We start from the raw sequence: 26912 nt of genomic DNA on the forward strand, positions 1-26912 counted from the left end.
GCGCCGACTCTAGTCCGGGGGACTGACGTCACGGATGCGCCCTGAACTCGTCGAAGGGCCACACCATTGCCCAATGGCAGGGTGTGGCTGCTCCTTCGCCGAAATCACAGCCACACGCTGTCGTTCGTGCCCGTCCCCTTCGACAGGAGTCAGGGCACGCTCACGGGCATAGCATCGGCAGCATGAACGTGATCTTCGTGGAGCCGGCGTTCCCGAACAACCAGCGCCAGTTCGTTCGGGGACTCGCCGAGGTCGGCGCGAAGGTCATCGGGATCGGTGAGCGACCGGAGGACTGGCTCGACGACGAGCTCCGAGGCTGGATGGCCCACTACCACCAGATTGCGAACGTCACGGAGGTGGCGGCGCTGAAGGCGGCCGTCCAGTGGGTGCAGAGCAAGCTGTGGGTGGACCGCCTCGAGGCGACCGTGGAGGCGCACATCCTGCCGACCGCTCAGGTGCGCGAGGCCTGCCGCATCCCAGGCACCTCGATCCGGACCGCCTGGCTGTGCCGGGACAAGCCGTCGATGAAGGAGGCGCTGCGCACCGCGGGGGTCCCCACGGCCGAGTCGATCGGGGCCGACACCCCCGACCAGGTCCGCGCCTTCGCCGGCCGGGTCGGCTATCCGTTGATCCTGAAGCCACGGGCGGGTGCGGGAGCGGCCGGCACTTTCCGGGTCGACTCGGACACCGAGCTGAGCGGCGCCCTGGAGCACTACCAGAGAGCATCCATCGCCGTCGAGGAGTTCGTCGAGGGCCACGAGGGCTTCTACGACACCCTCTCCATCGACGGGCGGCCGGTGCACGACTTCGTCTCGCACTACTTTCCCAACGTGCTCGAGGCGATGCGCAGCCGCTGGATCTCACCGCAGTTCGTCTCCACCAACCGGGTGGACTCGGTGTCGGACTATGACCAGCTGAAGGAGATGGGCCGCCGGGTCAACGAGGTGCTCGGCATCGGTACCTCCGCCACCCATATGGAGTGGTTCTTCGGTCCGAAGGGCCTGAGGTTCTCCGAGATCGGCTGCCGCCCGGCCGGGGTCGGCGCCTGGGACCTCTATGCCGTCGGCAACGAGATGGACATCTACCGTGAGTGGGCCAACGCGATCGTGCACGGGCGTGCCGACCAGCGGGCCACCCGGGCGTTCGCGGCCGGCATGGTCGCCCTGCGGCCGGACGCGGACGGAATGATCCTGGGCTACTCGGGTCTGGACGAGGTCGAGGACCGCTACCGCGAGTGGATCATCGACCGGCACGTTCCGTCACCAGGGACGGCCACCCAACCGGTGGAGGCCGGCTACATGGCCAACGCGTACCTGCGGATGAAACACCCCGACTTCGACCGGCTACGCGACATGCTGACCGATGTTGGAGAGCGCGTCTCGGTCCACGCCGGATGAACGTGACCCTGCTCGGGCCGCAGCGCAAGACAGCGGCGGCCAGGGCCGCAGTGGCCGAGCTGATGCCCTCCGGGCCGATCGCGACCGTCAACGCGGGCTGGCAGGAGCGTGAGAGCGAGTCGACAGAGCTGGACGAGGTGCTCGGCGGTCGGATGTGCAACCTGGAGCTGTGGCGACGTTGGCAGGAGCTGCAGCAGGCCGACCCCGAATACGCCGCCGCCGAGCGCCGCCTCACCGACGTACTGGCCGAGATGCAGGCGCTGTACGCCATCCGGCTGGGGCACGCGATGGAGGCGGTGGAGTCGCTGACCCGCCGCAACGAGGTCCCCACCGTTCAGCAGGCTGCGCTCGCCGACGCGGTGCGGGCCGTCCAGGCCCTCGACGACTGGCATCTGCAGAGCGTGGCCGAGGCCCGGGCTGAGTTCTACGCGGCCGTCCGGCTGGGCGAACGCGATCAGGTGCTGGCGCATCGTGCCGACGTGGACCGGATGGTGGCGGACGCAGCGGGAATGGTGTTTGCCGGCGGACACGTCGGCGTGCTGCTGCACGTCCTGCACGTTTTCGACCTCGGTCGGCTGATCCGACCTCCACTGGTCGCGTGGTCCGCGGGTGCGATGGCGCTCGCGGAGCGGGTGGTCCTCTTTCATGATCACGCGCCGCAGGGCCGCCGCCACAGTGAGTTGTACGCGGAGGGCTTCGGGGTCTTCTCCTCGATCCTGCCGTTCCCGCACGCGCGTCGCCGGCTGCGGCTGGACGACGCTCACCATCTGGGCCTGATGGCTCGACGGTTCGCGCCGCGCAGCTGCCTGCTGTTGGCCGACGGGATCCGGATCGACCTCCATGATCATCAGCCGCTGCCGCCCGGTGCCCGCTACCTGAGCGCCGATCACGGCGTGGTGCAGGTTCCGACTGCGGGGGAGGCCTGATGAGCGTCGCCGGGACCAAGAAGCGGCCGGCCAAGCTGGCGATCAACCGGTTGCGGGAGAGTCGCAACCTCGACGATGCGGCGGTCGAACGCTTCTTCCGCCGCCACGAGTTCCCGATCGTCGAGGGCAGCAGGTGCACGTTCGCTGTCTGGGTCAACGCCGATGCCGTCTATCTGCGGCACCGGGTGGTGGGCCTGCCGGATGACCTGCCGCTGCGCCGGATCGAGGGCACCGACCTGTGGTACGCGGTGGTCGAGATCCCCGCCGAGTCGCGGGTCGAGTACCAGTTCGAGGTGCGGCGCGGTGACCACTGGGAGCGGTTCAACGATCCGAGCAACCCGAGGGTCGCCCGCAGCCCGGTGGGCAACTCCTCGGTCTGCTACAGCATCGACTACACCGTGCCGGACTGGACGCTGCCGGACGAGGAGGCCAGGCCAGGCGAGCTCGTCGAGCTGGAGGTACGCAGCCAGGCGCAGCGCCGCACCAACCGTGTCACCCTCTACCTGCCGGCCCGGTTCCGGATGCAGCAGTCCCCCGCGGGCCACGCCCCCCGCAGGCGCTACCCGCTCCTGGTGGTCCATGACGGCGGGGACTTTCTGGAGTACGCCTCGATGAAGACGGTGCTGGACAACCTCATCCACCGCCTCGATATGGCCGAGACGGTGGTGGCGTTCACCTACCCGGGCGACCGGTTGGTCGAATATCCGAACAACTCCGCCCATGCCCGGTTCATCAGCCATGAGCTGGTGCCTCGGCTGGAGCACGACTACCCGCTGATCGGACAGCCGTCAGGTCGCTGCCTGATGGGCTCGAGCTTCGGTGCCGTCGCGTCCCTGTCGACCGCGGTCCGCAACCCCGGCTTCTACGGGTCGCTGATCTTGCAGTCCGGGTCGTTCCTCTTCACCGACATCGGTGATGCTCACGGCGGCGGCCCGGCGTTCGACCCGGTGGTGAAGTTCGTCAACCGCTACCGGGCCAGACCGACCAGGGTGGCCGAGCGGCTGTTCGTCTCCTGCGGCGTCTACGAGCCGCTGATCGTGCAGAACCGGTCGATGCTGTCGGTCTTCGCCGAGACCGGGATGACGGTCAACTACGTCGAGTCGCGGGACGGGCACAACTGGGAGAGCTGGCGGGACCGGCTGCGCGACGGGCTGTCCTGGGTGTTCCCTGGCGAGCAGATGTTCGTCTACGAGTGAAGAATCCGAGCAGCTAGCGCAGCTCCCACCAGGGAGCGATGACTGCCCGTCCCACGGTGTGGCTGAACAGGTTGAACATGAGGAAGGCGGGGGTGGAGTCGGGGTCGATACCGATCTGCTCCACGTCGACGGCGTGCACGGCGATGAAGTAGCGGTGCCGGCCATGACCCGCCGGCGGGGCGGCGCCGAGGTAGCGCTTGGAGCCGCCGTCGTTGCGGAGCTGCCAGGCCCCGTCGGGGAGACCCGAACCTTCAGCGTCGCCGGCGCCCGTCGGAAGCGAGGTGACCGAGGCGGGGATGTCGGCAACGGCCCAGTGCCAGAAGCCGCTGGCTGTCGGGGCATCCGGGTCGAACACCGAGACCACGTAGCTCCTGGTTTCGGGCGGGAATCCCGACCAGCTCAGCTGAGGCGACACGTCCTGGCCGCCGGCGTCCATGATCCCGCTCACCTGGGGCATCGGCAGCTCGGCGCCGTCGGCCACGTCGGTGCTGGTCAAGGTGAAGGTGGGCACATCGGCGATGACGTCGTACGGGCTGCTCATGGTGCTCCTCTCAGGCCGGGACCGTTCCCGGACGGCAGTTCACAGCCGCGTCAGGGTGTTCTGACAGCAGCCGTTTGGTCTGTCCAGCCACTCTAGAGTGATGGTTGTGCTGACGAATGCCCCCGCTGGCCCGGGCTCCGCGCTGCAGGACCCCGAGCGGCAGCGGGCTGCCTCGACCGCGGTCGCCCTGGTGATGTCGTTGTTGGCCCTGTTGGCGGCGGCGGCGATCGGCTGGGTGGCGCTCACCACCGTTCGTGGCCAGCAGCTGGATGACCTGGCCGCGCACGTGCTGAGTGCCGGAAGCATTGCGGTTGCCGACGACCTGTCCCGCCTGCTGGAACTCGTCTCGGTCTCGTCGGCCGCGCTGGCGCTGGCCGTGCTGATGGGGCTGGCGTTGGTCCGGGGGCGACTCCGGCTGGCGGTCGGCGCTGCGGTGCTGATGGCGGGCGCGAACGTGACGACACAGGTCCTCAAGCATCTGCTGCTGACCCGGCCGGATCTGGGCTACGGGACGCTGAACAGCCTGCCCAGTGGGCACACCACAGTGGTCTTCTCCCTGGTGCTGGCCGCGGTACTCGTGTCCCCGCGCCCCGTGCGGCCGCTGGTAGTGCTGGCCGGGTCGGCCGTCGGCACCCTCACCGGCCTGGCGACCCTGGTCGCCGGCTGGCACCGCACCTCCGATGTCGTGGCCGCGCTGCTGGTCACACTCGCCTGGGCGGCGGCGGTGACAGCGGTGCTGGCGGCCACCACCACCCGGACGGGCTCCGACCACGGCGGTGGCTTCGTCCCGGCGGTTCTCGGTGCGCTGCTCGCCGCCGGTGCCGCAGTGCTCTGGGGTGTCGGACCGGGAGCCGGGTTGTGGCAGCCGGTCGCGGTGGCGATGGTGCTGGCAGCGATCGCCGGCGCGACAGCGCTCAGCACCGGCGCCTTCGCCTGGTTGACCTCCCGCACTCTTGACTGACCGGTTGGCGACTGACTCACTCGGCGATTCGGATAAACCGGCTCAGAGCCGGTAGGCTGACCGACTGACTCAAAACCCCTGCCATGGGGAGGTCCCATGGCCGCTGAGACCACAGGAGGTGGAGTTCGCGTATGCGTAAGTACGAAGTCATGGTCATCATGGACCCCGACACCGAAGAGCGTTCGGTGCAGCCGACCCTCGAGCAGTATCTGACCGTCATCACCAAGGGTGGCGGGACCGTGGACAACCTGGACATCTGGGGCCGTCGCCGGCTGGCGTACGAGATCCAGAAGAAGTCCGAGGGCATCTACGCCGTCATCAACCTGACCGCAAACCCCGACGACGTGCGGGAGCTGGATCGCCAGTTCTCCATCAACGAGTCGATCATGCGGACCAAGGTCATCCGTCCGGAGCTGCACTGATCCACAGTTGAGTCCGGATGACTCCCGGAGGTCGGCGATTCCTGGCACTGTAGGAACGCTGACTGCTCAGCACCGTAGGTCACGTCAGCCCACCGACAAACCCACGCCGATACGGAGACCAAACATGGCAGGCGAAACTCAGATCACACTCGTCGGCAACCTCACTGCCGATCCCGAGCTGCGCTTCACCCCGTCCGGGGCCGCTGTGGCGAACTTCACCGTCGCCTCGACGCCGCGCAACTTCGACCGTCAGACCAATGAGTGGAAAGACGGCGAGGCGATGTTCATCAACTGTGCGGTGTGGCGGCAGGCGGCGGAAAACGTCGCCGAGTCCCTGCAGAAGGGGATGCGCGTGATCGTCCAGGGTCGGCTGAAGTCGCGGAGCTACGAGACCCGTGAGGGCGAGCGGCGCACCGTCTTCGAGATCGACGTGGACGAGATCGGTCCCGCGCTCAGGTATGCGACAGCCAAGGTCAACCGCACCAGCAGCGGCGGGGGCGGTGGCGGTGGGGGTCGCCAGGGTGGCGGCTACGGCGGCGGAGGCGGCGGGGGCAACGACCCCTGGGCTTCCAGTCCGCAGGGCGGCGGCAACCAAGGCGGCAACCAGGGCGCAGACCCGTGGGCCACGCCGCAGAACGACGAACCACCGTTCTGATCTGACGGTCAGAACACTTCCTAACCAGACAGGCACATTCCGGCCCGATCAAGGGATCGAGCCGGGCTCGAAAGGAGAGCACCACAATGGCCAACCAATCAAGCGCACCACGCAAGCCCTTCAAGAAGAAGTCCAACCCGCTGAAGGCAGCAAAGGTGCAGGAGATCGACTACAAGGACACCGCCACGCTGCGGAAGTTCATCTCGGAGCGGGGCAAGATCCGCGCACGCCGAGTGACCGGGCTCTCCGTGCAGGAGCAGCGCCGGGTCGCCATCGCCATCAAGAACGCGCGTGAGGTGGCTCTGCTGCCGTACGCGTCGACGGCTCGCTGAGAGAGGGACGCGACATGAAGCTCATTCTGACTGCAGCAGTCGACAACCTCGGCGTCGCCGGGGACGTGGTCGAGGTCAAGGACGGCTACGGCCGCAACTACCTCGTGCCACGGGGATTCGCCATCCGCTGGACCCGCGGCGGCGAGAAGCAGATCGACGGGATCAAGCGCAGCCGTGACGCTCGCGAGATCCGCGGCCTCGACCATGCTCAGGAGGTGCGCGAGCAGATCGAGAACCTCACTGTGGAGCTGCCCGTCCGGGCCGGGGACACCGGGAAGCTGTTCGGTGCGGTCACCGCGGCGGACGTCGCCGGTGCGATCAAGAAGTCCGGCGGTCCGTCGATCGACAAGCGTTCGGTCGAGATCTCCAAGCCGATCAAGAACCTGGGCACCCACACCGTCGGCGTGAAGCTCCACGAAGCGGTCACCGCACACGTGGCGCTTGCCGTGGTCTCGCAGGGCTGAGAGCTCCGACACCTGCCGATCGGTTGAACTGTGGAAGATGCCGCGTCCCCTCGGGGCGCGGCATCTTTCTGTCTCAGCCTCATTGAGGACGGAGCCGTGGTTCGGCTCAGCCGGGCCCTCCTGAGCCGGCGCTGTCGAGGTCCTGAGCAAGATCGTCAAGGATGGCCGCGGTGTGGGCCAATGCCAGTCGTGCCTCGGCAATGAGCTCCTGCTGCTCGCCAGAGCTCCACGGCGCTGAGTCGAGCAAGGCGTGGTAGCGCGTCCGGAACTGTTCGGCCGGACCGAGATCGGACAGGTCGTAGAAGGTGGCGCCTGGGCCGACCAAGCCGTGCCGGCGCTCCAGCTGCGACTTCACCAGCTGTCCGTTCACGACGTCACCGAGATAACGCGTGTAGTGATGGGCGATGAACGTGTGCCCCGAGTCCAGCTCGGCCAGGCGCGTGCAGTAGGTGATGGTGGTGGGTCGGGGTCGGATCCGATCCCGCCAGTCGGACCCCAGCAGGTGTTCGAGGTCCACCTGCAGGGCCGGCACGCGGGTCAGGCCGGGCACCAGGAACGGCGCCACCGCGGTATCGGTTCGTCGTTCCTCGGCCACGGCCTCCAGCGCCGAGTAGATGAAGTAGTGCTGGGCGGTCAGCGCGCTGACGCCGGACAGCTGACCGGGGCGCAGCTGGTCGAGAAACCTGGAAGAGTCGGCCTCGGCCTGCTCCCGTGCGGTCTCACGTCGCAAGGACTCGGAGAACGGCGTCAGGTCGGCCACTCGGACTCCTCAGGTCGGACGGCCCCAGCGGGGCGGCGACTGGTGCTCCCGGGCGGCGAGAACGCACGCCACGGCACCCTTTCGGTACGGAACCCTAGTTGATCATGGATCTCAGCGCCACCGGCGCGGCGTCCGCAGCCGTCCTGCTCGTGAGCTGAGTTGATCAAGACGGCGCTGACTGATGCGTGTTCATCAAATGCGGTGAACCACCCTCGGAGAAGGGTGCTGAACCGTAGACTTCAGCCAGCCACCGCCCGGTCGATGCGAAAGCGCGCTGCCGGATGCCGGTGTTTGGCACAGCCAAGGACAGAGGAACGAGCAGGTCATGTCAGACGAGTACGACCCGTGGCTGTTGGACGCCGGAGCCGGGCTGTCGGTCGAGGTGCAGCGGAACGGCTCCCCTCGGTGGCTGACGGCTGGCGAGCTCAGGCTCAACCTCTTCCCGGGAACGGCGCTGGAGGCCGGTGAGATCAACGTCTGGCTGCGGTTCCGCAGCGGTGGAACGATCATCACCTACCCGCTGCTCGGACCTGCGAGCGGCTCACGGGTCGCGGCGGGCAGCGACTGGATGGTGGTGACCGGTTCGATCCGCTCGGTCGGCTACCGGCTGACATTGCGCCTGTCCCCGACGACCACCGCCTGGAGCTGGATGCTGGAGCTGTCCAACGACGGGGTCGAGGTGCAGTCGCTGGATGCCGTCTGCATTCACGATGTGGCCCTGGCCAGAGCCGCGGAGGTCCGGTCCAACGAGCTCTACGTCAGCCAGTACCTGGACGTGACGCCGTTGTTCCACGACCAGCATGGCCACCTCCTCGCGGTACGGCAGAACCAGCCGAAGGACGGCAGGAATCCCTGGCTGCTGTTCGGATCGGCCCGCCGAGCGGTCGGCTTCGCCACGGATGGGCTCCAGATCCACGGGCTGCGCAGCCGGTCGGGCGCCGCCGGCGCGCTGCTGTCGGAGGACCTGCCATCGGTCCGGCTGCAGCACGAGCACACCGTCGCGGCACTGCAGGACGAGGCGGTCACCCTGAGATCCGGTCAGCGACACCGGACCGCATTCTTCGCCGTCTTTCACGAAGACCACCCAGCCGCCTCCGGCGCCAGCGACCTGTCGATCATCGAGGATGCCATGGCGGCGCTGCCGCAGGACGACGTCGACGACACCGGTGAGGGGGTCGGCGCCGTCGCGTCGATCTTCGAGCCTGCCTTGTTGCTGCGGGCGCGGGCGCTGACGGGGCCTGAGATCGCCGAGGCATACGGGGACCAGCCCCGCCATCTGGAGCAGGACGAGCGGGGCGTGCCGCTGTCGTTCTTCACCGCAGCCGATCGGCATGTGGTGCTCCAGGCCAAGGAGGGAATGGTCCTCAGACCTCACGGGCACCTGCTCCGCACCGGCGCGCACCTGGTCCCGGATGCGCAGGGCCTGACCGCCACCAGCTGGATGGCCGGCTCCCAGCTGTCCTACCTCACCCAGGGACACGCCAGCGCCAACCGGCTGCTGTCCACCAACCGGGGCTATCTCGGACAGCTGCGGGCCTACGGCCTGCGCATGTTCGCGGAGGTCGACGACCAGTGGCAGCTGCTGGACCTGCCGTCGGCGTACGAGATGCGACCGGACTCGTGCAGCTGGAACTACGTCTTCGACTCCGGCGCCATCACCGTCGCCACCCGGGCCGAGACCGCGAGCCACGCGATCCGGCTGGACTGCGCGGTCACCGACGGGCCCCCGCGGAGGTTCCTGCTGGTTCAGCACATCGCCGTCGGTGGAGACGACGGGCTGGACGTGGGCCCAGTCAATCTCGAGGTCCGGGTGTCGGAGACCGCGACCGACCTGGTGATCGGGCTGGAGGAGGGGTCGGTCCTGGCCGCACGCCACCCGGGAGGCTCGTTCGTCATCTCGCTCGGCGGGGATGCGGCCGACGCGAGCGTCGGGGACGACTCGGTGCTCTTTGCCGACGGGCACAGCCGTGGACTCCGCTACGTCACTGCTGTGACCCGGCCGGCCGGCGCATTCAGCCTGCTGGCCGTCGGCCGGCTCGCTGCAGCCGTCGAGACCGAGGACTCGGGCGAGATGCTTCCCGAGCCCGCCGGGCAGGACTTCTGGGACGATCTGCTCAGCCGACTCACCATGACGCCGCCTCGGGAGCCGGCCGTCGCCCGTGAGCTCAGCCGACTGGAACACGCCCTGCCGTGGCTGGTCCGCGACGCACTGGTGCACTACCTGTCGCCCCGCGGTCTGGAGCAGTACACCGGCGGAGCCTGGGGGACCCGTGACGTCAGCCAGGGTCCGGTCGAGCTGCTGCTGGGCCTGGGTCGGCACCGGCAGCTCAGGGAGCTGTTGATGTTGATCATGTCGGCCCAGTCGGCGGCCGGTGGTTGGCCGCAGGCGTTCGGGTTCCTCGAGGAGGACCGCCAGTTTCGGCAGGAGCCGCCGCACGGTGACGTGATCTTCTGGCCGGTGCTGGCCCTGGGACGCTACCTTCAGGCCACCGGGGACTCGTCCCTGCTGCACGAGACGGTCGGCTACTACGGCGACGAGCGGACGGACACGGTGCTCGAGCATGCCCTGCACGCCGTCCGGACGTTCAATGCGGCGGTGCTGCCGGGGACCAAGCTGTCGGCGTACGGGCACGGGGACTGGAACGACTCGCTGCAGCCGGCCGACCCGCGGATGTCGGAGCAGATGACGAGCTCCTGGACGGTCACGCTGCACCACCAGACCCTGACCACACTGGCGGCAGGGCTGAGGGCGGCCAACCGGACGGATCACGTGCCGGGCCTGCTGGCCATGGCGGACCAGGTCCGGGCCGACTTCCAGCGGCACCTGATCGTCGACGACACCATTGCTGGCTACGCCCTGTTCGAGAATGGGATCCGGACGAGGCTGCTGGTCCACCCCGATGATCACGAGACCGGACTGCGCTACAGCATCCTGCCGATGATCCACGCGATCCTGGCGGACCTGCTCGATCCGGCCCAGGCCACCCGGCACCTGCAGCTGATCAGGGACCAGCTGCTCGCTCCGGACGGCGCCCGGCTGTTCGACCGCCCGCCGGCGTACCGCGGAGGGCCGATGGTGCATTTTCAGCGGGCGGAGAGCGCCACCTTCGTGGGCCGCGAGATCGGCCTGATGTACACCCACGCCCACCTGCGCTACGCCGAGGCGCTGGCCCATCTCGGCGAGCCGGCGGCGCTCTGGACCGCGCTGCAGCAGGTGATCAACATCGAGATCGCCCAGACGGTGCCGCGGGCGCGACCACGCCAGGCCAACTGCTACACCTCCTCCTCCGATGCGGTGGTGAACGACCGGGCCGACTTCGCCGCCCGGTACGCCGAGGTGATGGCCGGTGAGGTCGACGTCGAGGCCGGCTGGCGGGTCTACTCCAGTGGGGCGGGCATCCTGGTGAGGCTGGTCCGTGAATGCCTGCTCGGGGTTCGCGCCACCCCGTCGCAGCTCGAGCTGGACCCGGTGCTGCCGCCCGGGCTTGACGGGGTCGGCACTGTGATCAGCATCGATGCTGATCTTGACCTGGAGATCACCTTCTCGGTCGGTGCCCGTGGCTTCGGTCCGACGCGGGTGTTGCTGGAGGGCGAGGAGCTGCCGACGACGCCGTTGCACAACCCCTACCGGGCAGCCGGGGTCGCGATCAGCATCGGCGACCTGCACAGCCGGGTGCTGTCGGCCGGGGTGGTGGGTCGGCCCCGGTTGGAGATCATCGTTCCCTGACGCGACGGCGGAGTCAGACCTCGGCCCCCACCCGCATCCAGCGCCGCCCGCGGGCACGCAACAGCAGAGTCAGCATCCGGGCGATCATGAAGGCGCCGTACGCGGCCCACAGCCAGACGAGTCCGGCGTGCAGGACGTCAACGGTGAGAGCCAACGGGGCGTACGCGAGCAGGGCGATCAGCCCGGCCAGGGCCAGATAGCGACCGTCCCCGGCGCCGATCAGCACGCCGTCGAGGACGAAGACGATGCCGGAGACCGGAGTGATCACCGCGGTGACCCACATGATGGTGCGGACCAGCCTCTGCACGTCGGCGTCGGCGGTGAACACACCCACGTAGAGCGGGGCGGTGGCGGCCACGACCAGACCGAAGACGGCGCCGCAGACCAGACCCCAGCCGACCATCCGGCGGGTGATGGCACGGCCGACCGTGACCTCGCCGGCCCCCAGGTAACGTCCGACGATGGCCTGGCCGGCGATGGCGATCGCGTCCAGCGCGAAGGCCAGCAGGGACCAGAGGCTGTTGATCACCTGGTGGGCGCCCAGAGCCACCGCCCCGCCGGTGGCGGCGACCACCGTGGTCAGGGTGATCGCCACCTGCAGTGTCGCTGTCCGGGCCACCAGCCAGACGCCGGACCGTGCCGCCGACAGCACCCCGGCCGGGTGAAACCGCAGATGGGCCCCCGCAGACCTGGCCCGGCGGACCACCACCGACGCCAGGAAGAGCGCTGCCGCCGACTGTGCCGCGAGCGTTCCGAGAGCGGACCCGATGATGCCCAGCCGCAGGCCGTAGACGAGGGTGAAGTTGAGGCCGATGTTGACGACGTTGGTGGCCACCGCGACGTACAGCGGGGTTCTGGTGTCCTGCAGGCCACGAAGGACCCCGGTGCTGGCCAGCAGCAGCAGGATGGAGGGTAGGCCGAAAGCGGCGATCCGCAGATAGCTGCTGGCGGCCCGGGCCACGTCGGGGGTCACGCCGTAGGCGCCGATGACCTGCGGCAACACCAGCTGGAGGCCGAGGCACAGCAGCGCCCCCAGGCCCACGGCTAGCACCAACCCGTTGAAGCCTCCTGCCAGCGCGGCTGCCCGATCACCGGCCCCCAGCCGACGGGCGACGGTGCCGGTGGTGCCGTAGGCGAGGAAGATGCACAGACCGATCAGGATGCCCAGGACGTTGCTGGCGATGCCGAAACCGGCCAGCTGGCTGGTGCCGAGGTGGCCGATGAAGGCCGAGTCGGCCATCAGCAGCAGCGGCTCGGAGACCAGCGTGGCGAAGGCGGGAAGCGCCAGCGCCAGGATCTCGCGGTCCAGAGCACGGCGCGTCGTCGGGCTCGCCACCGGTTCGGACACGCTGACTAGGAAATCACACCGCCGAGTTGCAAGGTTTCGACCACTCGTTGCGCCCAGCCGACCGCAGCTGAGCGTCCCTGCTGGCCTCTGCGCGCGACGACCGGTCGGTTTCTCCCAAGCAGGGGTTATCCACAGGGGTTATCCCCACTGTGGAGGAATGACACGGCTGTCATTCGGCGGCGCCCAAGCGCGCTCAAGGACAAGAGGCCAGGGGGCTGGTCAGCCGCGGGGTCTCATTTCCACAGCGTGGCGATGGCGAAGGCGGCGGCCATGCCACCCATGCCGATCAGGATGTTCCAGTCGCCCAGCGCGGTCATGAAGCCGATGTCGGCGCCGGCGATGTAGTAGGTGATCAGCCAGGCGACACCCAGGAGACCCACCGTGATGAAGGTGGGCGGGACCCAGCGCCGGCTGGCCGGGGTCTTGACCTTCTTCGGCTTGGCCACCGCCGCGGTCTGCTTCTTCTTGGCGTCTGCGGACTTGCGGGTTCTGGACTCAGGCAACACTCTCTCCTTGCTGGTTAGTAGGTAGCGTAGTCAATAACGCCGGGCCTTGGCATTTCGCGAAGGTGCCCGGAGGGTCGTGGACAGGAAGTCAGGAGGTTCGCCGGGTGCCGAGATGGAGTCTGCCGGAGGCGCTCTCGCGAGGCCGCCGCGCGCTCAGTCGTGCCCGGGAGCGGCAGTGGCAGCGCGACCGCACCCGCAGTGCGGGCGGGCGGCTGCTCACTCTGGTGGTCTGCATCGTGGCCGGTCTGATGATCATGGTCAGTGCCCTGAACGCCCGTGGCACCGACCTGCGGCCCGGTCGCAACACCGATCTGGTCAGCCTGGTCCAGTCCCAGTCGCAACGGAACTCCGCCCTGGCTGCCCAGGTCTCCCAGCTGCGGCAGGAGGTGGACCGGCTGTCGTCGGGCCAGAACGAGCAGAGCGACCTGAGCCCGAAGGTCGAACAGCTGTCGGCTGCTGCGGGTGTCCGCTCGGTCACCGGGCCCGCTCTCACCGTCACCTTGGACGATGCTCCCGAGACAGTGGCGGCCGACGGCATCGACGGGGACCTGCTGGTGGTCCACCAGCAGGACATCCAGGCGGTCGCCAACATCTTGTGGTCCGGGGGTGCGGAGGCGATGACCATCCAGGGGCAACGGGTGATTGCGACCACCGGCATCAAGTGCGTCGGCAACACCGTGGTGCTGCACGGGATCCCCTACGCCCCGCCCTATGTGATCAGGGCGATCGGTGATCCCGCGCGGTTGCAGGCCGCCCTGGCGAGGTCGCGCTTCATCCAGATCTACCAGCAGTACGTAGACGCCTTCGGCCTCGGCTACCAGGTGCAGACGGCCGGAAAGGTGACTTTCCCGGCCTACCAGGGTTCGCTGGAGCTGCAGTACGCCCGACCGCTCGGCAGCAGCGGCGCCTCCGGTTCACCGTCCGTCGCACCCACCCGCTAAGACGGCCGAGCCGCGAGTTCGGACCGTGAGCGACAATGGAGGCGTGTCCAGCCAGCCTCGGATCCTTGTGATCGACAACTACGACTCGTTCGTCTACAACCTGGTGCAGTATCTCGCCCAGATCGGCGCCGAGGTCGAGGTATGGCGCAACGACGACGCCAGGTTCGCCGACCCGTCCTTCGTCGACGGTTTCGACGGTGTGCTGTTGTCGCCTGGGCCGGGCACGCCCGAGGAGGCGGGGGTCTGCATCGAGGTCGTCCGCACCCAGGCCGGCCGGGTCCCGCTGTTCGGTGTCTGCCTCGGTCTGCAGTCGATCGGGGTGGCCTACGGAGCCGTGGTGGACCGGGCGCCAGAGCTGCTGCACGGCAAGACCTCCCGGATCGATCATCAGGGGCTGGGCGTGCTGGCGGGGTTGCCGTCCCCCTTCACGGCCACCCGCTACCACTCTCTCGCCATCGAGCCTGGCACCCTGCCCGAGGTGCTGGAGGTCACGGCCACCACCGGCAGTGGCGTCATCATGGCCGTCCGGCACCGCTCGCTGCCGGTCGAGGCGGTCCAGTTCCACCCGGAGTCGGTGCTCACCGAGGGCGGCTACCAGATGCTGGCCAACTGGCTCGCCATCTGCGGTGACACCGACGCCCCCAGGCGTGCCGCCGGAATGGCACCGCTGATGTCGCGCGCCGCGAGCTAGCCTCACACCCGGTCAGCGAACGCCGCGCGGCCGGAACTGGATGCTGATCCGTGGGCCGACGGGACGGTTCGTCTTCGGGATGGCGTGCTCCCAGGTCCGTTGGCAGGAGCCGCCCATCACGATCAGGTCGCCGGGCCCGAGCAGGTTCTTGATGGATGGTCCGCCGCCGCGCGGCCGCAGCATCAGTGTCCGCGGCGAACCCAGCGAGACGATGGCGACCATGGTGTCGGCGGACCGCCCGCGCCCGATGGTGTCGCCGTGCCAGGCGACCGAGTCGCGGCCGTCCCGGTAGAGGCACAGCCCGGCCGTCCGGAACCGCTCCCCCAGCTCCTCGGCATAGTGTGCGCTCAGCCGGTCCCTCGCCTCGGCCAGGATGTCCTGGGGCAACGGGTCGCGCTCGCCGTAGAAGCAGAGCAGTCGTGGCACGTCGACCACCCGCTCGTACATCTGCCGACGCTCGGCGTACCACGGAACCTCGTCCACCAGCTGCTCGAACAGGGTGCTGGCCCCGCGCAGCCATCCGGGGCAGAGGTCGATCCAGGCCCCCCGGGACAGCGGGAGCCGGTGCACCCCCGAGCCGAGATCACCGAGACTGACCTCGTCATCGAGGTCCAGCAACGATCCCTGCAGATTGACCGCCATGAGCCCAGGCTACACCCTTATTCGCCCATACGTTCGAATCAAAACCTCGCCGTTCACCCGCCCGGGGTCGGCGTCGAGTTGGGCGGAGGAGTGGTCGGGGTGGTCGGTGTCGGAGTCGGGGTGGTCGGCGGAGCCGTGGGCTTCGGCTTGGCCAGCACCAGAGTGATGTCGGTGCTGCGGGAGACCCGCTTGCCGGCCGCCGGGTCCTGGCTGATCACCGTGCCCTCCGCCTGGTCGCTGGCCTTCTCCTTGAAGGTGACGTTCTGCTCGCGGAACCCGGCCTGGGTCAGCGTCTGCAGCGCCGACACCCGGTTGAACTCGAGCACGGACGGCATCTGGGACTCGCCCGTGGCATAGGTGACGACCACCTCGCTGTCCAGCGGTGCGACCGACCCCTCGCCCGGCTGGACGTCGAGGACCTCATCCTTCTTGGCTGTGGTCGGCTCGTCGGTGGCCTTCTCGGTCTTCACACTGAAGCCGGCGTCCTTGAGCTTCTTCTTCACCTTGTCGACGTCCTCGCCGATCAGGTTGCCGGGAATCTTCCCCTTCTGCGGTCCGGCGTTGATCTCCATCACGACGGTGCTGTTCACCTCGACCGACTTGCCTCCGAGCGGATCCTGCTTGACCACCGTGCCGACCGTTTCGTCGTCCTTGCCGTTGACCTTCTTGAATTGGGGGTTGAGCTTGTAGTTGCGCATCTGGCTGTCGGCCTGCTGCTGGGTGAAACCGATCACTGCCGGCACCTCGACCATCTGCACCGCTGGTGTCTGCGGTGGCTGCAGGAAGCGGTAGAGGCCGTAGGCGCCACCGGCCAGGACGGCGAGGATGAGGGCGGTCACGAGAATGGCGAGACCGACGCGGCGCTTCGGCTCCTCCTCCTCGTCGTTGAGGTCGACCAACGGCTCAGCGCCGGTCGGCGGGACCACCGGCGGCACCGCGGATCGCGACACCACCCGGGTGGGGTTCGGGTCGGCTCCCACGACGGCCGGAACGACGGCCGTCACCTGCTGTCCCGCGAGCAGCCTGCTGATGTCCGCCTTCATCTCGCGGGCTGACTGGTACCGGGCCGCCGGGTCCTTCTCCAGCGCCTTCAGGGTGACCGCGTCGATGTCGGAGGTGATCACCGGGTCCAGCTCGCTCGGCGGCACCGGAGTCTCGCGGACGTGCTGGTAGGCGACGCTGACCGGCGAGTCTCCGACGAAGGGTGGCCGGCCCACCAGCAGCTCATAGAGCAGGCAACCGGCGGAGTAGATGTCACTGCGGGCGTCGACGGTCTCGCCGCGCGCCTGCTCGGGGGAGAGATACTGCGCGGTGCCGATGACGGCCGCGGTCTGGGTCATGGTGGCCGACGTGTCCGCCACCGCCCGGGCGATGCCGAAATCCATCACCTTGACCCCGCCGGTGGGGGTGAGCATGACGTTGGCGGGCTTGATGTCCCGGTGCACGATGCCGGCCTTGTGGCTGTAGCTCAACGCGTCGAGCACGCCCTGGGTCAGCTCCAGTGCCCGCTCGGGCAGGATCTTGCGGCCGTCGCGGAGCACGTCGCGCAGGGTCGGCCCCTCCACCAGCTCCATCACGATGTAGGGGATGGAGACGCCGGTCTTCGGGTCGGTCTCCTCACCGGTGTCGTAGACGGCCACGATGGTCGGGTGGTTCAGGCCGGCCGCGGACTGCGCCTCGCGGCGGAAGCGCGCCTGGAACGTCGGATCGGTGGCCAGGTCGGTTCGCAGCTGCTTCACCGCGACCGGTCGTCCGAGTCGGGTGTCGATGGCGTGTCTGACCTCCGCCATGCCACCGCGACCCAGCAGGTCGCCGAGCTCGTATCGGCCACCCACCTTCACAGACTCGCCTGTCATCGGTGCAATCCTCTCCTGGGCCTGACGGCCCCATCGGCTAACGGCTCTCCGGTGTCAGGCCATTGTGTGCCACCGTGTCGTCGGACGACGAACCGCGCCCCGTCCCCGTCGCGTCGCCGTTGACCCCACTCATGCGCTCTCACAGCACCGCCTTCATCACGGCCTTGGCGATCGGCGCCGCCACCCGGCCACCGGCGATGTCCTGCCGGGGGATGTCGGCGTCCTCGACCACGACGGCCACTGCCACCTGCCGGTCCCCGGAGGTGGCGTAGGAGGTGAACCAGGCGAACGGCTTGCGTTTCAGGTCGGACTGGGCGGTGCCCGTCTTGCCGCCGACCTCGACCCCCGGGATCCTCGCGGTCGTGCCGGTGCCGTTGTTGACGACGCCGACCATCATCTTCTGCAGCGCCTTGGCGTTGTCCGCCGTCATCGGCTGGGACAGCTCCTTGGGCTTGGTGGTCTGCAGCGGCTTCAGGTCGGGTGCCCGGACGACGCTGACGATGTAGGGGTCCATCAGGACGCCGTCGTTGGCGATCGCTGCGGTCACCATCGCCATCTGCAGCGGGCTGGCGGCGACGTCGAACTGGCCGATCGCACTCAGGGCCGTCTGGGACCGGTCCGGGTTCTCCGGGAACTTGCTCGCCGCGCCGCCGAGGTCGCTGAGGTGGCGGGCGTCGAAGCCGAACTTGTTCGCCTGGTCACGGAGCTTGTCGGCCCCCAGCTCGAGTCCGAGGTTGGCGAACGCGGTGTTGCAGGAGACCTCGAGTGCGTGCTGCAAAGTGATCTGCTGGCCGCCGCAGTTGCTCTCGTTGCCGAGGTACGTCTGGGTACCCGGCAGCTTCAGCCTGGTCGGCGACTTGACCTTGCTGTCCGGGGTCTTGCCGGCCTCGAGGGCGGCGGCCGCGGTGACCAGCTTGAAGGTTGAGCCAGGTGGGTAGATCTCCCGGGCTGCCCGGTTGGCCATCGGGTGGTTCTTGGCGGTGGCGAGCCGCTGATACGCCTTGCCGGCCGCCTCGATGTCGTGGCTGGCGATCTTGTTGGGGTCATAGCTGGGACTGGTGACCATGGCCAGGATGGCGCCCGTCTGCGGGTCGATGGCGACCACCGCACCCTTCTGGTCGCCGAGCGCCTTGGCCGCGGCCCGCTGGGCGTCCGGATTGATGGTGGTCTCGACGCTGGCGCCCTTCGGTGTCCGGTTGGTGACCAGGTCGATCATCCGGCGGACGAACAGCGAGTCGTCGGTGCCGGCCAGCTGGGTGTTGTAGGAGCTCTCCAGACCCGACCGGGCGTGGTCGTAGGAGTAGAAGCCGGTCACCGGGGCGTACAGCTCGCCCTGCGGGTAGGTGCGCAGGTATTTGAACCGGTCGCGGACCGGGGTGGTGGTGGCGATCTCGGTGGTCCCGGCCAGGATCGAGCCGCGGTCCTGGGCGAACTCGGCGTCACGCACCCGCCGGTTCTGGGGCTGGGCGTTCAACGACTCGGTCCGGAAGACCACGTTGAAGGTGACGTTCGCGAACAGCAGCCCGAACATCAACATGACGACGACAGCGACGCGCCGGATCGGGCGGTTCATGCCGGCCTCTTCAGCAGCTGGGTCTCGTCCTGCGCGGCGACGTTCTCTGAGACGGTGGCGACCGGCTTGCGGACATGGTGGGAGATGAGCAGCAGCAGGGCCATGATGGTCCAGTTGGCGACCAGCGACGATCCCCCCTGGGACATGAACGGTGTGGTCAGCCCGGTCAGCGGCAGCAGCCGGGTGACCCCGCCGATGATGGTGAACACCTGCAGTGCGAACGCGAACGACAGGCCGCAGGCGAGCAGCTTGCCGAACGGCTCCCGGCAGGCCAGTGCGGTTCGCAGGCCGCGGGACACGATCAGGGCGTACAGCATCACGATCGCCATCAATCCCGTCATGCCGAGCTCCTCACCGAGAGCCGCGGCGATGAAGTCGCTGCGGGCCAACGGCGTCAGGCCAGGTCGGCCCAGGCCGAGGCCGGTGCCCAACAGGCCGCCCCAGGCCATCCCGAACTGCGCGTTGACCACCTGGTAGTAGAGGTCGTAGTTGGAGAACGGGTGCAGCCAGGCGCCGACCCGGATCTTCACGTGTGCGAACAGCAGGTAGCCCAGATAGGCGCCGGCGGCGAACAGCAGGGTGCCGAGCACGGCCCAACCGGGCCGCTCGGTGGAGACGTACAGCATCATCACGAACAGCCCGAAGAACAGCAGCGAGGTGCCCAGGTCATTCTGGAAGACCAGCACCGCCAGGCTCGCGAGCCACATCAGCAGGATCGGGCCGAGATCGCGGGCTCGGGGCAGGTCCAGCCCCAGGACCCGCCAGCCGGCGAGGGCGAGTACGTCGCGCTTCTCGACCAGGTAGGACGCGAACGCGATGCAGAGGAAGATCTTGGCGACCTCGGACGGTTGGAAGCTGTACGGACCGACATGGATCCAGATCTGGGCGCCGAACTTGGCCGTACCGATGACGGGGACGAGCGGCAGCAGGAGCAGCACGATCCCGGACAGTCCCAGGGTGTAGGTGAACCGCTGCAACGGGCGGTGGTCGCGGATCACGAACGCCACCAGCACGAACAGCACCACGCCGAGAGCGGTCCAGATCAGCTGCTGCCGGGCGCCGGAGGTCGGCGGGTCGTTGATCAGGTCGATGCGGTGGATCATCGCCAGCCCCAGGCCGTTCAGCAGCACCACGCAGGGCAGGATCACCGGATCCGCGTACGGCAGCTTCCAGCGGATGGCGATATGGGCGACCAGGGCGAGCCCGGCACCGACACCGGCCAGGTAGGGGAAGGTCGAGGAGATCGAGCCGGTCACATTGAGATCGACCATCGCGGCCGCGCCCAGGGTGAGCGCCAAGGCGAACAGGATCAAGGCGAGCTCGACATTGCGGCGCTTGCGGGGGACGACGATGACAGGAGTCGAGGCACTCATCATCAGCAGTTCGGACCCGTGGGCGACGTGCTGCTCGGCGTCGGCGTCGGCGTCCGTGGCGTCTTGACGGTGCCGGTCTTGGCGCCGGCGGACGGCTTTGCGGTGGTTGCCTTCGCCGATGGCTTCCTCGACGGGGTCGGCTTCTTTGACGGGTTAGGCGCCGACGGTGTCGCGCTGGCCGACGGGCCCTTCGGCTGGCCGCAGGCACGGGCCGCATCCTGGAGCTCAGCCACGGTCTGTCGGGCTCCCTCGAGATCGGCGACCTCGATCCCCGCCTGCACCTTCTCCCGGTAGTACTGGGGGAGGCTGGCCACGGTCAGATCCTGGACCTCGTACAGCTGCGACAGCGGGACGCCGGTGAGGCCGCGGAAGATGGCGACCCGGCCGGTGGACTCGCCGACGTAGAACTGGGTGCGCGTCCAGGCGTAACCGGCGCTCAACCCGGCGGCGGCGATCAGCAGCAGCACCAGCAGACCGACCAGCGGCCGGGCCCAGCGCCGCTTGCTCGGCGGCTGCGGGTCATATCGGGCCTCATCCTCGATGTCGTCCGCCGCAGCGGCACCCGGGGTCCGCTCGAGGCCGGTCATGGTGTCCTCGACCTCGTCGCTCACCGCGCCCGCGGCGGCCGCGCGGCTGCGTGGTTCGACAGCCGGTATGTCCCGGTCGGCCGCGGCGCCGAGGACGAACTCCCCCTCGGTGGGGCCGGCCTCGACCACCTCGGCGACGATCACGGTGATGTTGTCGATGCCGCCCTCGGTCAGGGCATCCTCGACCAGCCGGTTCATCGCCGACTCCAGATCCGGCAGCTGCAGAGCCTGGGCGATCTCCGGGTCCTCGACCAGGCCGCAGAGTCCGTCACTGCAGAACAGCAGTCGGTCGCCGGGCTGGACGGTGAGCATCGTCGTGTCCGGGTCGTTGGCGGGCTGGCCGTTGAGGACCTTCAGCAGCAGCGAGCGGTGTGGGTGCACCGCTGCCTCCTCCTCGGAGATCTTGCCCTCGTCGACCAGCGACTGGACCCAACTGTGATCGTGGGTGAGACGCTCCAGCTGCCCGTCGCGGAGCAGGTAGGCCCGGCTGTCGCCGATGTGGGCCAGGCCCAGGCTGTTGCCGTCGAACAGGGCGCCGGTGACCGTGGTCCCCATCCCCTCGAGGGCGTAGTCGTCCTCGACCAGGTCAGCGATCCGGTCGTTGGCCAGTTCGATGGCCTGGGTCAGCCGGGTGAGCATCTGCTCGCCGTCGACCGGCCCGTCGATCCGGCGGATCGAGTCGATGGCCACTGCTGAGGCGAGGTCACCGGCAGCCGCGCCGCCCATGCCGTCGGCGACCACCAGCAGATAGGAGGTCGCGTAGCCGGAGTCCTGGTTGTTCTTGCGAACCAGCCCGATCTCGGAGTGGGTGACGAAGTGCAACGCCAGCGGGGGCCGCTGCTGCTCGCCAGCGGAGTCGGGCGTCAGGGCTGGATCCGGAGTGAGGGCTGGCTCCGGAGTGAGGGCGGGGTCTGGCGTCATGGTGGGCTCACGGCTCCAGTCTCATCACGGTCTTGCCGATGCGTACGGTGTCGGACATCGTGATGGTGGTCGGGGAGGTGATCCGCTGCCCGTTCACGTAGGTGCCGTTGGTGGAGCCGAGGTCCTCGATGTAGTAGCCGCCGTCGGAGGTCAGCACCCGCGCATGCCGGGTTGAGACGTAGTCGTCCTCGAGGATGAGCTGGCAGTCAGCTCCGCGCCCGATCATCACCATGCCCCCGGCCAGCTCGGCGGACTCGCCGCTCTGGGTGCCGCCGGTGATCGTCAGCACCCGGGGCTGGCCCTTGGGTCGCTTCGACCGCTTCGCCTTGCCCGGAGGAGGCGGGTTCTCCAGTCTCTGGGCAGGGTTCTGGTCGGCGGTCGCGACCGGCTTGCCGAACAGGTCGCTGCGGATCACGGAGACGGCGGAGAGGATGAACAGCCACAGCAGGGCCAGGAAGAGCACCTTGATGATGGTGAGGGTGATCTCAGACATCTGACCTCAGCGCCCGGCAGGGGCATGGACGAGCATCCGGGTGGACCCGATCTCGATCCGTGACCCCTCGGTCAGAGTGGCTTGCCGGACGCGCTGGCCGTTGACGATGATCCCGTTGGTGGAGCCGAGGTCGACGATGTCGATGTGCAGGGTCGAACCTGACCCGCTGACCCGGATCTCGGCATGAAGCCGCGAGATGCCCGGGTCGTTGATCCGGAGGTCGGCGTCAGTGCCGCGGCCGATCACCAGGCCGGGCGGCTGCAGCGCATGCCGCATCCCGTTGACCTCAAGGACGAGCTGGGAGCGGTGGATGGCGGCCGTGTCGAGCTGGCTCCGGTCCGCCTCGACCCCGGCCACGGCGTCGGACTCCACCGTGAACCGGCCGATCGGGAGGGACTCGTCGAGCTGCAGGTGGATCATGATGGGGCCGTTGAAGACGTAGCCCATCTCGGAGGCGTGCGACTTGAGCTCGCCGGCCAGCTCTTCGGAGAGGGTCTTGCTGTAGGGAGCGAGCTTGTCGTGGTCGTGCTGCGACAACCCGACGACGAACTCGTTGGGCACCAACCGGCGGTCTCGGGACATGAGCTTGGCTTCGGCGTCGAGCTCGCGCTGCAGGCGGGCGGCGATCTCGACCGGCTGCACGTCACCCTTGAAGGCGCGTGCGAACACACCGTTGACCGCACCCTCGATGCGCTTCTCGAAACGTTCGAAGACTCCCATGTCCCTCCTCTCTCGCGTGGATGCCAACGTAAAGGGTATCCGGCGTTGAGCGGGGATCGCAGTTTCCGCCGCCCCCGGACCCCGGTGTTCACCGTAGCGGTGGGCCGCATCCCGACCGAATCGAGGATTGCCCGGCGTTCGTGCTAGCCTGTCTCGGCCGGTTCGCACCAAGAGTGTGGGCAGGCGCGAGTGGCGGAATGGCAGACGCGCTGGCTTCAGGTGCCAGTGTCCGAAAGGACGTGGGGGTTCAAGTCCCCCCTCGCGCACGAGAGATGAGGGGTGTGTCCAGCTGAGAGGCTGGGCACACCCCTTTGTCGTGTCCCGCCGCTGGTTAGGCCCTGTCCGCCGAAGGTCCGGGCTGGCTGATGACCTTCGTCCCTGTCAGCGAGCCACCTCCCGTCGCAGCATGGAGGTGGAAGGGAACGTCATGACAGAGAGAGACGACTACTCCACAGTCGAACCGGAACCGGCTCTGGGCACGACCACGAGCGATGCACGCGCTGCGGCGATTCGCAGCCTGAAGAAGAAGCGCGAGTTCATCAGCCACCTGTTGGCTTATGTGCTGGTGAACGCCCTGCTGGTCACCATCTGGCTGATCACAGCCATCCCCTCCGGGGCGTGGTTTCCGTGGCCGCTGATCCCGATGATGGGCTGGGGCATCGGCCTCGGCTTCCACGCAGCGGCCACGTACGGCCCGGCGAGCCGGCCGGTGACGGAAGAGGCGATCCGCAGAGAGATGGAGCGTCTCGGCCGGCGGTGACCCGACCTTGCCGGGAAATGGTGAAGCGCTTATGACCTCGGGGGTTGCCATAAGCGCTTCACCGAGAACGTTACGGGACAGATGGTCCCTATAGCCAGGCTCAGCGGTGTCCTGTTCCGGTCACTTCCGGATTAGGACACGCCCCGGCCGACGGTTCCGCCGGCCCGTCACCGCTGAGGCGGGGGTTGCTGCCACTGCGTTGGGGGTGGTGGCTGCCACTGCGGTGGGGGTTGGGGCTGCCACTGCGGCGGGGGTTGAGGCTGCCACTGCTGCGGAGGAACCGGCTGCTGCCACTGCGGCCGCCAGTGCGGCGCGGGCGCTGACGCCGTGGCGTCGGTGGTTCGCCGGCGACGCACCAGCGTGTCCGCCAGGGCGAGGCCCCAGGCGAGCAGGACGGCCATGGTCAGTCCGACCGAGGAGTCGAAGCTCCAGCTCAAGCTGCCGGAGACGGAGCCGCTGGAGGAGTACGTCGTGCCGCCCTGGGCAACGGCCAGTCGGAAGGTGTCGAACAGCAGCCCGACGACTCCGAGGGCTGCCGCACCGAGCACGGCCTTCACCGGGGCAGGTCTGCGGCGCAGCACGATCCAGAGACAGCAGGTCGCGGTCATCACCGCAACGGAGACGCCGAGCAGGTCGTTCGGGTCGAGGGAGTCGCCGGAAAGGTAAGCGCCGTCGCCCGTGCGCTGCCACGGGTGATCTTCGGGGTAGCTGTAGCCCAGGTAGCCGCCGTCGTAGGTGGCGAAGCTCTGACCTGCCGCCACCGCGATGAAGAAGAGGACGAGGACCGCCAGCCAGGCGCGTACCCCTGCCACTCGGGCCCAGCTGGACTTGCGCAGATTGGCGATCACGAACAGCACAGCGCCGATGAAACCGAACCCGGCCCAGGACTCGCCCCACGTCATCAGTGAGGTGGCGGTCGCTACGCCGGCGGCCGGCAGCCACCACCGTGACGTCATCCTGCGGGTCGTCAGCAGCGCCGCAGCCGCGAGCCCGAGGACCGCTACGCAGACCGCGAACGCACTGTCCGCTCGGATGAACAGCCCGACCGCACCGAAGATCATCAGCCCGCAACCGACCAGATGGAAGGTCTGGGTCAGCTGCCGGCGTCGCGGCGCCGGCGTGGCCGGGACAGAGCCGGCCGGCTGGCCTACAGGCATGGTCATCGGGGTTCCCTTCCGCGCCCGGCGCATCACCTGGCGGGCGGTGAGAGGAATGCTAGAGCGCCGGCGGTCCGCCGGGCGGTTTTCGCTTCAACGGAAGATCACGATTCGGCCAAGGATCAGAGCTGCTGCGCATGGTCGGCGAGGACCTCGGCGATGACGCGCCTCGGTTCGGCCGCCGCGGCGGGGTCACTCTCGAGCAGACCGACCAGGGTGATGAGGGCCTTCCACAACGCCCATCCTCGACCGCGGGACCAGGTGGCGGCGTCGACTCCGAGGGAGCCGCGGAAGGCGTCTCGGCTCCGTCCTGCCAGCAGCGTCCAGGCGATCACGACGTCACAGGCGGGGTCACCCACACCTGAGGTCCCGAAGTCGATCACCGCGCTCAGCCGGCCGTCCCGCACCAACAGGTTGCCGACCGCGACATCGCCGTGGAACCAGACCGGCTCACCCTGCCAACTGGAACTGGTCGCGTCGTCCCAGACTGCAAGGGCTGCGTCGCGGGGGATCTCGTCTCCCAGTACGTCGATCGAACGCAGCGCCTCCTCCTCGTACGTCGCCAACGGGCCACCACGGAAGAAGTTGTGCGGGCCGGCTTCCGGCCCGCCGTTGGCGTCGATGCCCTGCAGTGCGACCAGGAACTCGGCCAGGGAGGTGGCGAACTGGGTCAGGTCGGCGATCGTGCCGGGACCGGCGGTCTCGCCGTCCAGCCAGCGGTAGACCGACCAGGAGAAGGGGTAACCCAGACCCGGGTTGCCCTGCGACACCGGTGTCGGAATGGGCAGCGGGAGCTGGGGGGCAAGAATGGGCAGCCACTGCTGCTCCTTGTCCACCTGTAGTGAGTACCCGGCGGCACTGGGCAGCCGGATGGTCAGCTCGTCACCGAGGCGGAAGGTCCGGTTGTCCCATCCGCTGACCTCGACCGGGGTGACCGGGAGGTGCCGCCAGTGCGGGAACTGCTCGTCCACCAGCCGCCGGGCCAGGTGCTCGTCGATGGTCGGTCGTTCCTCGCCGTCGCGCTGGGTCACCGGCAGAGTGTCGTACACATGAGTCGGTGGAGGCAACGCAATAACCCGGCGATCGGGTCACAGACGAATCGGCGCGCCATTGAACGGCGACGGGTCGGCGCAGGCTCAGCCTGCGAGGGGTGGAGTCGTTGACGCGCCGAATTGTCTGCTGCTCGTCGATCAGCGCGGGGAGCCGCCCAGCCTGCGGGTGAGCGCCGCCGTCGCCCGGCCGAGCGCCTCGACCAGCCGATCCCGTTCGGGCTCGTCGACCTCGGCAGTGGCGAACGTCAAGGCGATTGCTGCTGTCGGGTGACCGCCGTGATCGGTCGCCGCCTGCGCCACCGACGACAGACCCTCGGAGACCGTGCCCTCCTCGAGGGCGTAGCCACGGTTGCGGACGTCGGTCAGCAGCTGCCGCAGCTGCACCACTGTGGCCGGACCCTTGCCGCTGCGCTGCACCAGTGCCTCGCGGTGGGGAAAGAGGGCGCGGACCTGGGCAGCGGGCAGCTCGGCGAGCATGGCCAATCCGCTCGCGGTCACCGTGGCCGGCAGCCGCACCCCGACATCGGTCACCAGCAGTGGACGTCCGGGCGCCCGCTCCTCGATCACGTAGAAGACGTCCCGGCCGTGCAGCACCGCCAGGTGGGCATTGTGCGTGGTGACGGACACCAGCCGATCCAGGATCGGCCGGGCGATCCGCTGCAACGGCGCCTGCCGTTGGTAGGCCGAGCCCAGCTCGAAAGCGGCGACACCGAGGCCATAGCGCCGCTCCTCCGCCAGGTGACTGACGAAACCGTGCTCACGGAGGACGGCCAGCAGGTGGTAGGTGCTGGAACGCGGCAGGTCGAGGGCTCGACTGATCGCCCCGGCCGGCAGTGGCTCGGTCTGTCGCGCCAGCAGGCTCAGCACTGCCAGCGCCTGCCCGGCAGCGGGGGCGTTCGCCATCTCGCCAT

26 protein-coding genes and 1 tRNA gene are annotated in these 26912 nt (G+C 68.6%); 13 read left to right on the forward strand and 14 right to left on the reverse strand.

Annotation, left to right across the window (positions count from 1 at the left end; translation table 11 throughout):
* Nucleotides 1–182 precede the first annotated feature (182 nt).
* The 3 genes from JOE57_RS09665 to JOE57_RS09675 are packed head-to-tail and all read left to right on the forward strand — an operon-like array spanning nt 183 to nt 3519.
* Nucleotides 183–1397, forward strand: a complete 1215-nt coding sequence (locus tag JOE57_RS09665; RefSeq protein WP_204917495.1) for an ATP-grasp domain-containing protein — start codon at nt 183–185, stop codon at nt 1395–1397.
* Nucleotides 1394–2323, forward strand: a complete 930-nt coding sequence (locus tag JOE57_RS09670) for a type 1 glutamine amidotransferase family protein (RefSeq protein ID WP_204917497.1) — start codon at nt 1394–1396, stop codon at nt 2321–2323. Before JOE57_RS09665 ends, JOE57_RS09670 begins: the two co-directional genes overlap by 4 nt.
* The gene (locus JOE57_RS09675; protein WP_204917499.1) at nt 2323–3519 is read left to right on the forward strand and encodes an alpha/beta hydrolase-fold protein; all 1197 of its coding nucleotides are present in this window, start codon (nt 2323–2325) and stop codon (nt 3517–3519) included. Before JOE57_RS09670 ends, JOE57_RS09675 begins: the two co-directional genes overlap by 1 nt.
* 13 nt (nt 3520–3532) lie before the next feature.
* On the opposite strand, the gene JOE57_RS09680 is transcribed toward JOE57_RS09675, so the two are convergent.
* Nucleotides 3533–4060 carry a YbhB/YbcL family Raf kinase inhibitor-like protein gene (locus JOE57_RS09680; protein WP_204917501.1) on the reverse strand — a complete coding sequence of 176 codons (528 nt, stop codon included), beginning with the start codon at nt 4058–4060 and terminating at the stop codon, nt 3533–3535.
* 106 nt (nt 4061–4166) lie between these two features.
* On the opposite strand from JOE57_RS09680, the gene JOE57_RS09685 reads away from it, so the two are divergent.
* From JOE57_RS09685 to rplI, 5 genes are all read left to right on the forward strand, one after another.
* Entirely contained in the window at nt 4167–5021 is an 855-nt protein-coding gene (locus JOE57_RS09685; protein ID WP_204917503.1) for a phosphatase PAP2 family protein, read from the forward strand.
* Between the two features lie 131 nt (nt 5022–5152).
* Nucleotides 5153–5443 carry a 30S ribosomal protein S6 gene (rpsF, locus tag JOE57_RS09690; RefSeq protein ID WP_204917505.1) on the forward strand — a complete coding sequence of 97 codons (291 nt, stop codon included), beginning with the start codon at nt 5153–5155 and terminating at the stop codon, nt 5441–5443.
* Nucleotides 5444–5567: 124 nt separating this feature from the next.
* Nucleotides 5568–6098 (forward strand): single-stranded DNA-binding protein, encoded by a 531-nt coding sequence (locus tag JOE57_RS09695; protein ID WP_204917506.1) that lies wholly within the window; start codon nt 5568–5570, stop codon nt 6096–6098.
* An 86-nt stretch (nt 6099–6184) separates the two neighbouring features.
* Nucleotides 6185–6430, forward strand: coding sequence for a 30S ribosomal protein S18 (rpsR, locus tag JOE57_RS09700; RefSeq protein ID WP_204917508.1), 246 nt, complete (start codon nt 6185–6187; stop codon nt 6428–6430).
* A gap of 14 nt (nt 6431–6444) precedes the next feature.
* Nucleotides 6445–6894 (forward strand): 50S ribosomal protein L9, encoded by a 450-nt coding sequence (gene rplI, locus JOE57_RS09705; RefSeq protein ID WP_204917510.1) that lies wholly within the window; start codon nt 6445–6447, stop codon nt 6892–6894.
* Nucleotides 6895–7000: 106 nt separating this feature from the next.
* Here the strand turns inward: rplI and JOE57_RS09710 are convergent, their stop codons facing one another.
* The gene (locus JOE57_RS09710) at nt 7001–7654 is read right to left on the reverse strand and encodes a biliverdin-producing heme oxygenase (RefSeq protein ID WP_204917511.1); all 654 of its coding nucleotides are present in this window, start codon (nt 7652–7654) and stop codon (nt 7001–7003) included.
* 325 nt (nt 7655–7979) lie between these two features.
* Between JOE57_RS09710 and JOE57_RS09715 the strand changes: the two genes are divergently transcribed.
* Nucleotides 7980–11381, forward strand: coding sequence for a GH36-type glycosyl hydrolase domain-containing protein (locus JOE57_RS09715; protein WP_204917513.1), 3402 nt, complete (start codon nt 7980–7982; stop codon nt 11379–11381).
* Nucleotides 11382–11394: 13 nt separating this feature from the next.
* On the opposite strand, the gene JOE57_RS09720 is transcribed toward JOE57_RS09715, so the two are convergent.
* Complete coding sequence (locus JOE57_RS09720; RefSeq protein ID WP_338041243.1) at nt 11395–12729, reverse strand: MATE family efflux transporter; 1335 nt, start codon at nt 12727–12729, stop codon at nt 11395–11397.
* 233 nt (nt 12730–12962) lie between these two features.
* A complete protein-coding gene (locus JOE57_RS09725) occupies nt 12963–13232 on the reverse strand; it encodes a cell division protein CrgA (RefSeq protein WP_204917515.1) in 270 nt (89 codons plus the stop codon).
* A 107-nt stretch (nt 13233–13339) separates the two neighbouring features.
* Here JOE57_RS09725 and JOE57_RS09730 point away from each other — a divergent pair, with 107 nt between their 5' ends.
* Together JOE57_RS09730 and JOE57_RS09735 are read left to right on the forward strand one after the other, a co-directional pair.
* Nucleotides 13340–14176 (forward strand): DUF881 domain-containing protein, encoded by an 837-nt coding sequence (locus JOE57_RS09730; protein WP_338041244.1) that lies wholly within the window; start codon nt 13340–13342, stop codon nt 14174–14176.
* A 43-nt stretch (nt 14177–14219) separates the two neighbouring features.
* A complete protein-coding gene (locus JOE57_RS09735) occupies nt 14220–14867 on the forward strand; it encodes an aminodeoxychorismate/anthranilate synthase component II (RefSeq protein ID WP_204917516.1) in 648 nt (215 codons plus the stop codon).
* A gap of 12 nt (nt 14868–14879) precedes the next feature.
* On the opposite strand, the gene JOE57_RS09740 is transcribed toward JOE57_RS09735, so the two are convergent.
* The 7 genes from JOE57_RS09740 to JOE57_RS09770 form a co-directional block, all read right to left on the reverse strand.
* Entirely contained in the window at nt 14880–15509 is a 630-nt protein-coding gene (locus tag JOE57_RS09740; protein ID WP_204917517.1) for an alpha-ketoglutarate-dependent dioxygenase AlkB, read from the reverse strand.
* A gap of 53 nt (nt 15510–15562) precedes the next feature.
* Nucleotides 15563–17365 carry a Stk1 family PASTA domain-containing Ser/Thr kinase gene (pknB, locus tag JOE57_RS09745; RefSeq protein ID WP_204917519.1) on the reverse strand — a complete coding sequence of 601 codons (1803 nt, stop codon included), beginning with the start codon at nt 17363–17365 and terminating at the stop codon, nt 15563–15565.
* A gap of 139 nt (nt 17366–17504) precedes the next feature.
* Nucleotides 17505–18938 (reverse strand): peptidoglycan D,D-transpeptidase FtsI family protein, encoded by a 1434-nt coding sequence (locus tag JOE57_RS09750; RefSeq protein ID WP_204917521.1) that lies wholly within the window; start codon nt 18936–18938, stop codon nt 17505–17507.
* Nucleotides 18935–20314: an FtsW/RodA/SpoVE family cell cycle protein gene (locus JOE57_RS09755; protein ID WP_204917523.1), complete on the reverse strand. Its 1380-nt coding sequence runs from the start codon at nt 20312–20314 to the stop codon at nt 18935–18937. Before JOE57_RS09755 ends, JOE57_RS09750 begins: the two co-directional genes overlap by 4 nt.
* Nucleotides 20314–21819, reverse strand: a complete 1506-nt coding sequence (locus tag JOE57_RS09760; RefSeq protein ID WP_204917525.1) for a PP2C family protein-serine/threonine phosphatase — start codon at nt 21817–21819, stop codon at nt 20314–20316. Before JOE57_RS09760 ends, JOE57_RS09755 begins: the two co-directional genes overlap by 1 nt.
* 7 nt (nt 21820–21826) lie before the next feature.
* Nucleotides 21827–22312 carry an FHA domain-containing protein FhaB/FipA gene (locus JOE57_RS09765; RefSeq protein WP_204917527.1) on the reverse strand — a complete coding sequence of 162 codons (486 nt, stop codon included), beginning with the start codon at nt 22310–22312 and terminating at the stop codon, nt 21827–21829.
* Between the two features lie 6 nt (nt 22313–22318).
* On the reverse strand, nt 22319–23032 hold the full coding sequence (locus JOE57_RS09770; RefSeq protein ID WP_204917528.1) for an FhaA domain-containing protein: 714 nt from the start codon (nt 23030–23032) through the stop codon (nt 22319–22321).
* A gap of 183 nt (nt 23033–23215) precedes the next feature.
* Between JOE57_RS09770 and JOE57_RS09775 the strand changes: the two genes are divergently transcribed.
* Together JOE57_RS09775 and JOE57_RS09780 are read left to right on the forward strand one after the other, a co-directional pair.
* A tRNA-Leu gene (locus JOE57_RS09775) sits at nt 23216–23298 on the forward strand.
* Nucleotides 23299–23459: 161 nt separating this feature from the next.
* Nucleotides 23460–23792, forward strand: a complete 333-nt coding sequence (locus JOE57_RS09780; RefSeq protein WP_204917529.1) for a 2TM domain-containing protein — start codon at nt 23460–23462, stop codon at nt 23790–23792.
* A gap of 167 nt (nt 23793–23959) precedes the next feature.
* Here the strand turns inward: JOE57_RS09780 and JOE57_RS09785 are convergent, their stop codons facing one another.
* The 3 genes from JOE57_RS09785 to JOE57_RS09795 all read right to left on the reverse strand — a co-directional run bounded on the left by JOE57_RS09785 (nt 23960) and on the right by JOE57_RS09795 (nt 26904).
* The gene (locus tag JOE57_RS09785) at nt 23960–24955 is read right to left on the reverse strand and encodes a hypothetical protein (protein ID WP_204917531.1); all 996 of its coding nucleotides are present in this window, start codon (nt 24953–24955) and stop codon (nt 23960–23962) included.
* Between the two features lie 116 nt (nt 24956–25071).
* Complete coding sequence (locus JOE57_RS09790; RefSeq protein WP_338041245.1) at nt 25072–25980, reverse strand: aminoglycoside phosphotransferase family protein; 909 nt, start codon at nt 25978–25980, stop codon at nt 25072–25074.
* A 159-nt stretch (nt 25981–26139) separates the two neighbouring features.
* Nucleotides 26140–26904 carry an IclR family transcriptional regulator gene (locus JOE57_RS09795; protein WP_204917533.1) on the reverse strand — a complete coding sequence of 255 codons (765 nt, stop codon included), beginning with the start codon at nt 26902–26904 and terminating at the stop codon, nt 26140–26142.
* Between the last annotated feature and the right edge of the window lie 8 nt (nt 26905–26912).

It is taken from the genome of Microlunatus panaciterrae, assembly GCF_016907535.1.
GTDB lineage: Bacteria > Actinomycetota > Actinomycetes > Propionibacteriales > Propionibacteriaceae > Microlunatus > Microlunatus panaciterrae.

Bases quoted from the DNA above. Each gene is read 5' to 3' on its own strand.
- JOE57_RS09665 (WP_204917495.1), top strand. From the start codon at position 183: ATGAACGTGATCTTCGTGGAGCCGGCGTTCCCGAACAACCAGCGCCAG.
- JOE57_RS09670 (WP_204917497.1), top strand. From the start codon at position 1,394: ATGAACGTGACCCTGCTCGGGCCGCAGCGCAAGACAGCGGCGGCCAGG.
- JOE57_RS09675 (WP_204917499.1), top strand. From the start codon at position 2,323: ATGAGCGTCGCCGGGACCAAGAAGCGGCCGGCCAAGCTGGCGATCAAC.
- JOE57_RS09680 (WP_204917501.1), bottom strand. From the start codon at position 4,060: ATGAGCAGCCCGTACGACGTCATCGCCGATGTGCCCACCTTCACCTTG.
- rpsF (WP_204917505.1), top strand. From the start codon at position 5,153: ATGCGTAAGTACGAAGTCATGGTCATCATGGACCCCGACACCGAAGAG.
- JOE57_RS09695 (WP_204917506.1), top strand. From the start codon at position 5,568: ATGGCAGGCGAAACTCAGATCACACTCGTCGGCAACCTCACTGCCGAT.
- rpsR (WP_204917508.1), top strand. From the start codon at position 6,185: ATGGCCAACCAATCAAGCGCACCACGCAAGCCCTTCAAGAAGAAGTCC.
- rplI (WP_204917510.1), top strand. From the start codon at position 6,445: ATGAAGCTCATTCTGACTGCAGCAGTCGACAACCTCGGCGTCGCCGGG.
- JOE57_RS09715 (WP_204917513.1), top strand. From the start codon at position 7,980: ATGTCAGACGAGTACGACCCGTGGCTGTTGGACGCCGGAGCCGGGCTG.
- JOE57_RS09740 (WP_204917517.1), bottom strand. From the start codon at position 15,509: ATGGCGGTCAATCTGCAGGGATCGTTGCTGGACCTCGATGACGAGGTC.
- pknB (WP_204917519.1), bottom strand. From the start codon at position 17,365: ATGACAGGCGAGTCTGTGAAGGTGGGTGGCCGATACGAGCTCGGCGAC.
- JOE57_RS09750 (WP_204917521.1), bottom strand. From the start codon at position 18,938: ATGAACCGCCCGATCCGGCGCGTCGCTGTCGTCGTCATGTTGATGTTC.
- JOE57_RS09755 (WP_204917523.1), bottom strand. From the start codon at position 20,314: ATGATGAGTGCCTCGACTCCTGTCATCGTCGTCCCCCGCAAGCGCCGC.
- JOE57_RS09760 (WP_204917525.1), bottom strand. From the start codon at position 21,819: ATGACGCCAGACCCCGCCCTCACTCCGGAGCCAGCCCTCACTCCGGAT.
- JOE57_RS09765 (WP_204917527.1), bottom strand. From the start codon at position 22,312: ATGTCTGAGATCACCCTCACCATCATCAAGGTGCTCTTCCTGGCCCTG.
- JOE57_RS09770 (WP_204917528.1), bottom strand. From the start codon at position 23,032: ATGGGAGTCTTCGAACGTTTCGAGAAGCGCATCGAGGGTGCGGTCAAC.
- JOE57_RS09780 (WP_204917529.1), top strand. From the start codon at position 23,460: ATGACAGAGAGAGACGACTACTCCACAGTCGAACCGGAACCGGCTCTG.
- JOE57_RS09785 (WP_204917531.1), bottom strand. From the start codon at position 24,955: ATGACCATGCCTGTAGGCCAGCCGGCCGGCTCTGTCCCGGCCACGCCG.
- JOE57_RS09795 (WP_204917533.1), bottom strand. From the start codon at position 26,904: ATGGCGAACGCCCCCGCTGCCGGGCAGGCGCTGGCAGTGCTGAGCCTG.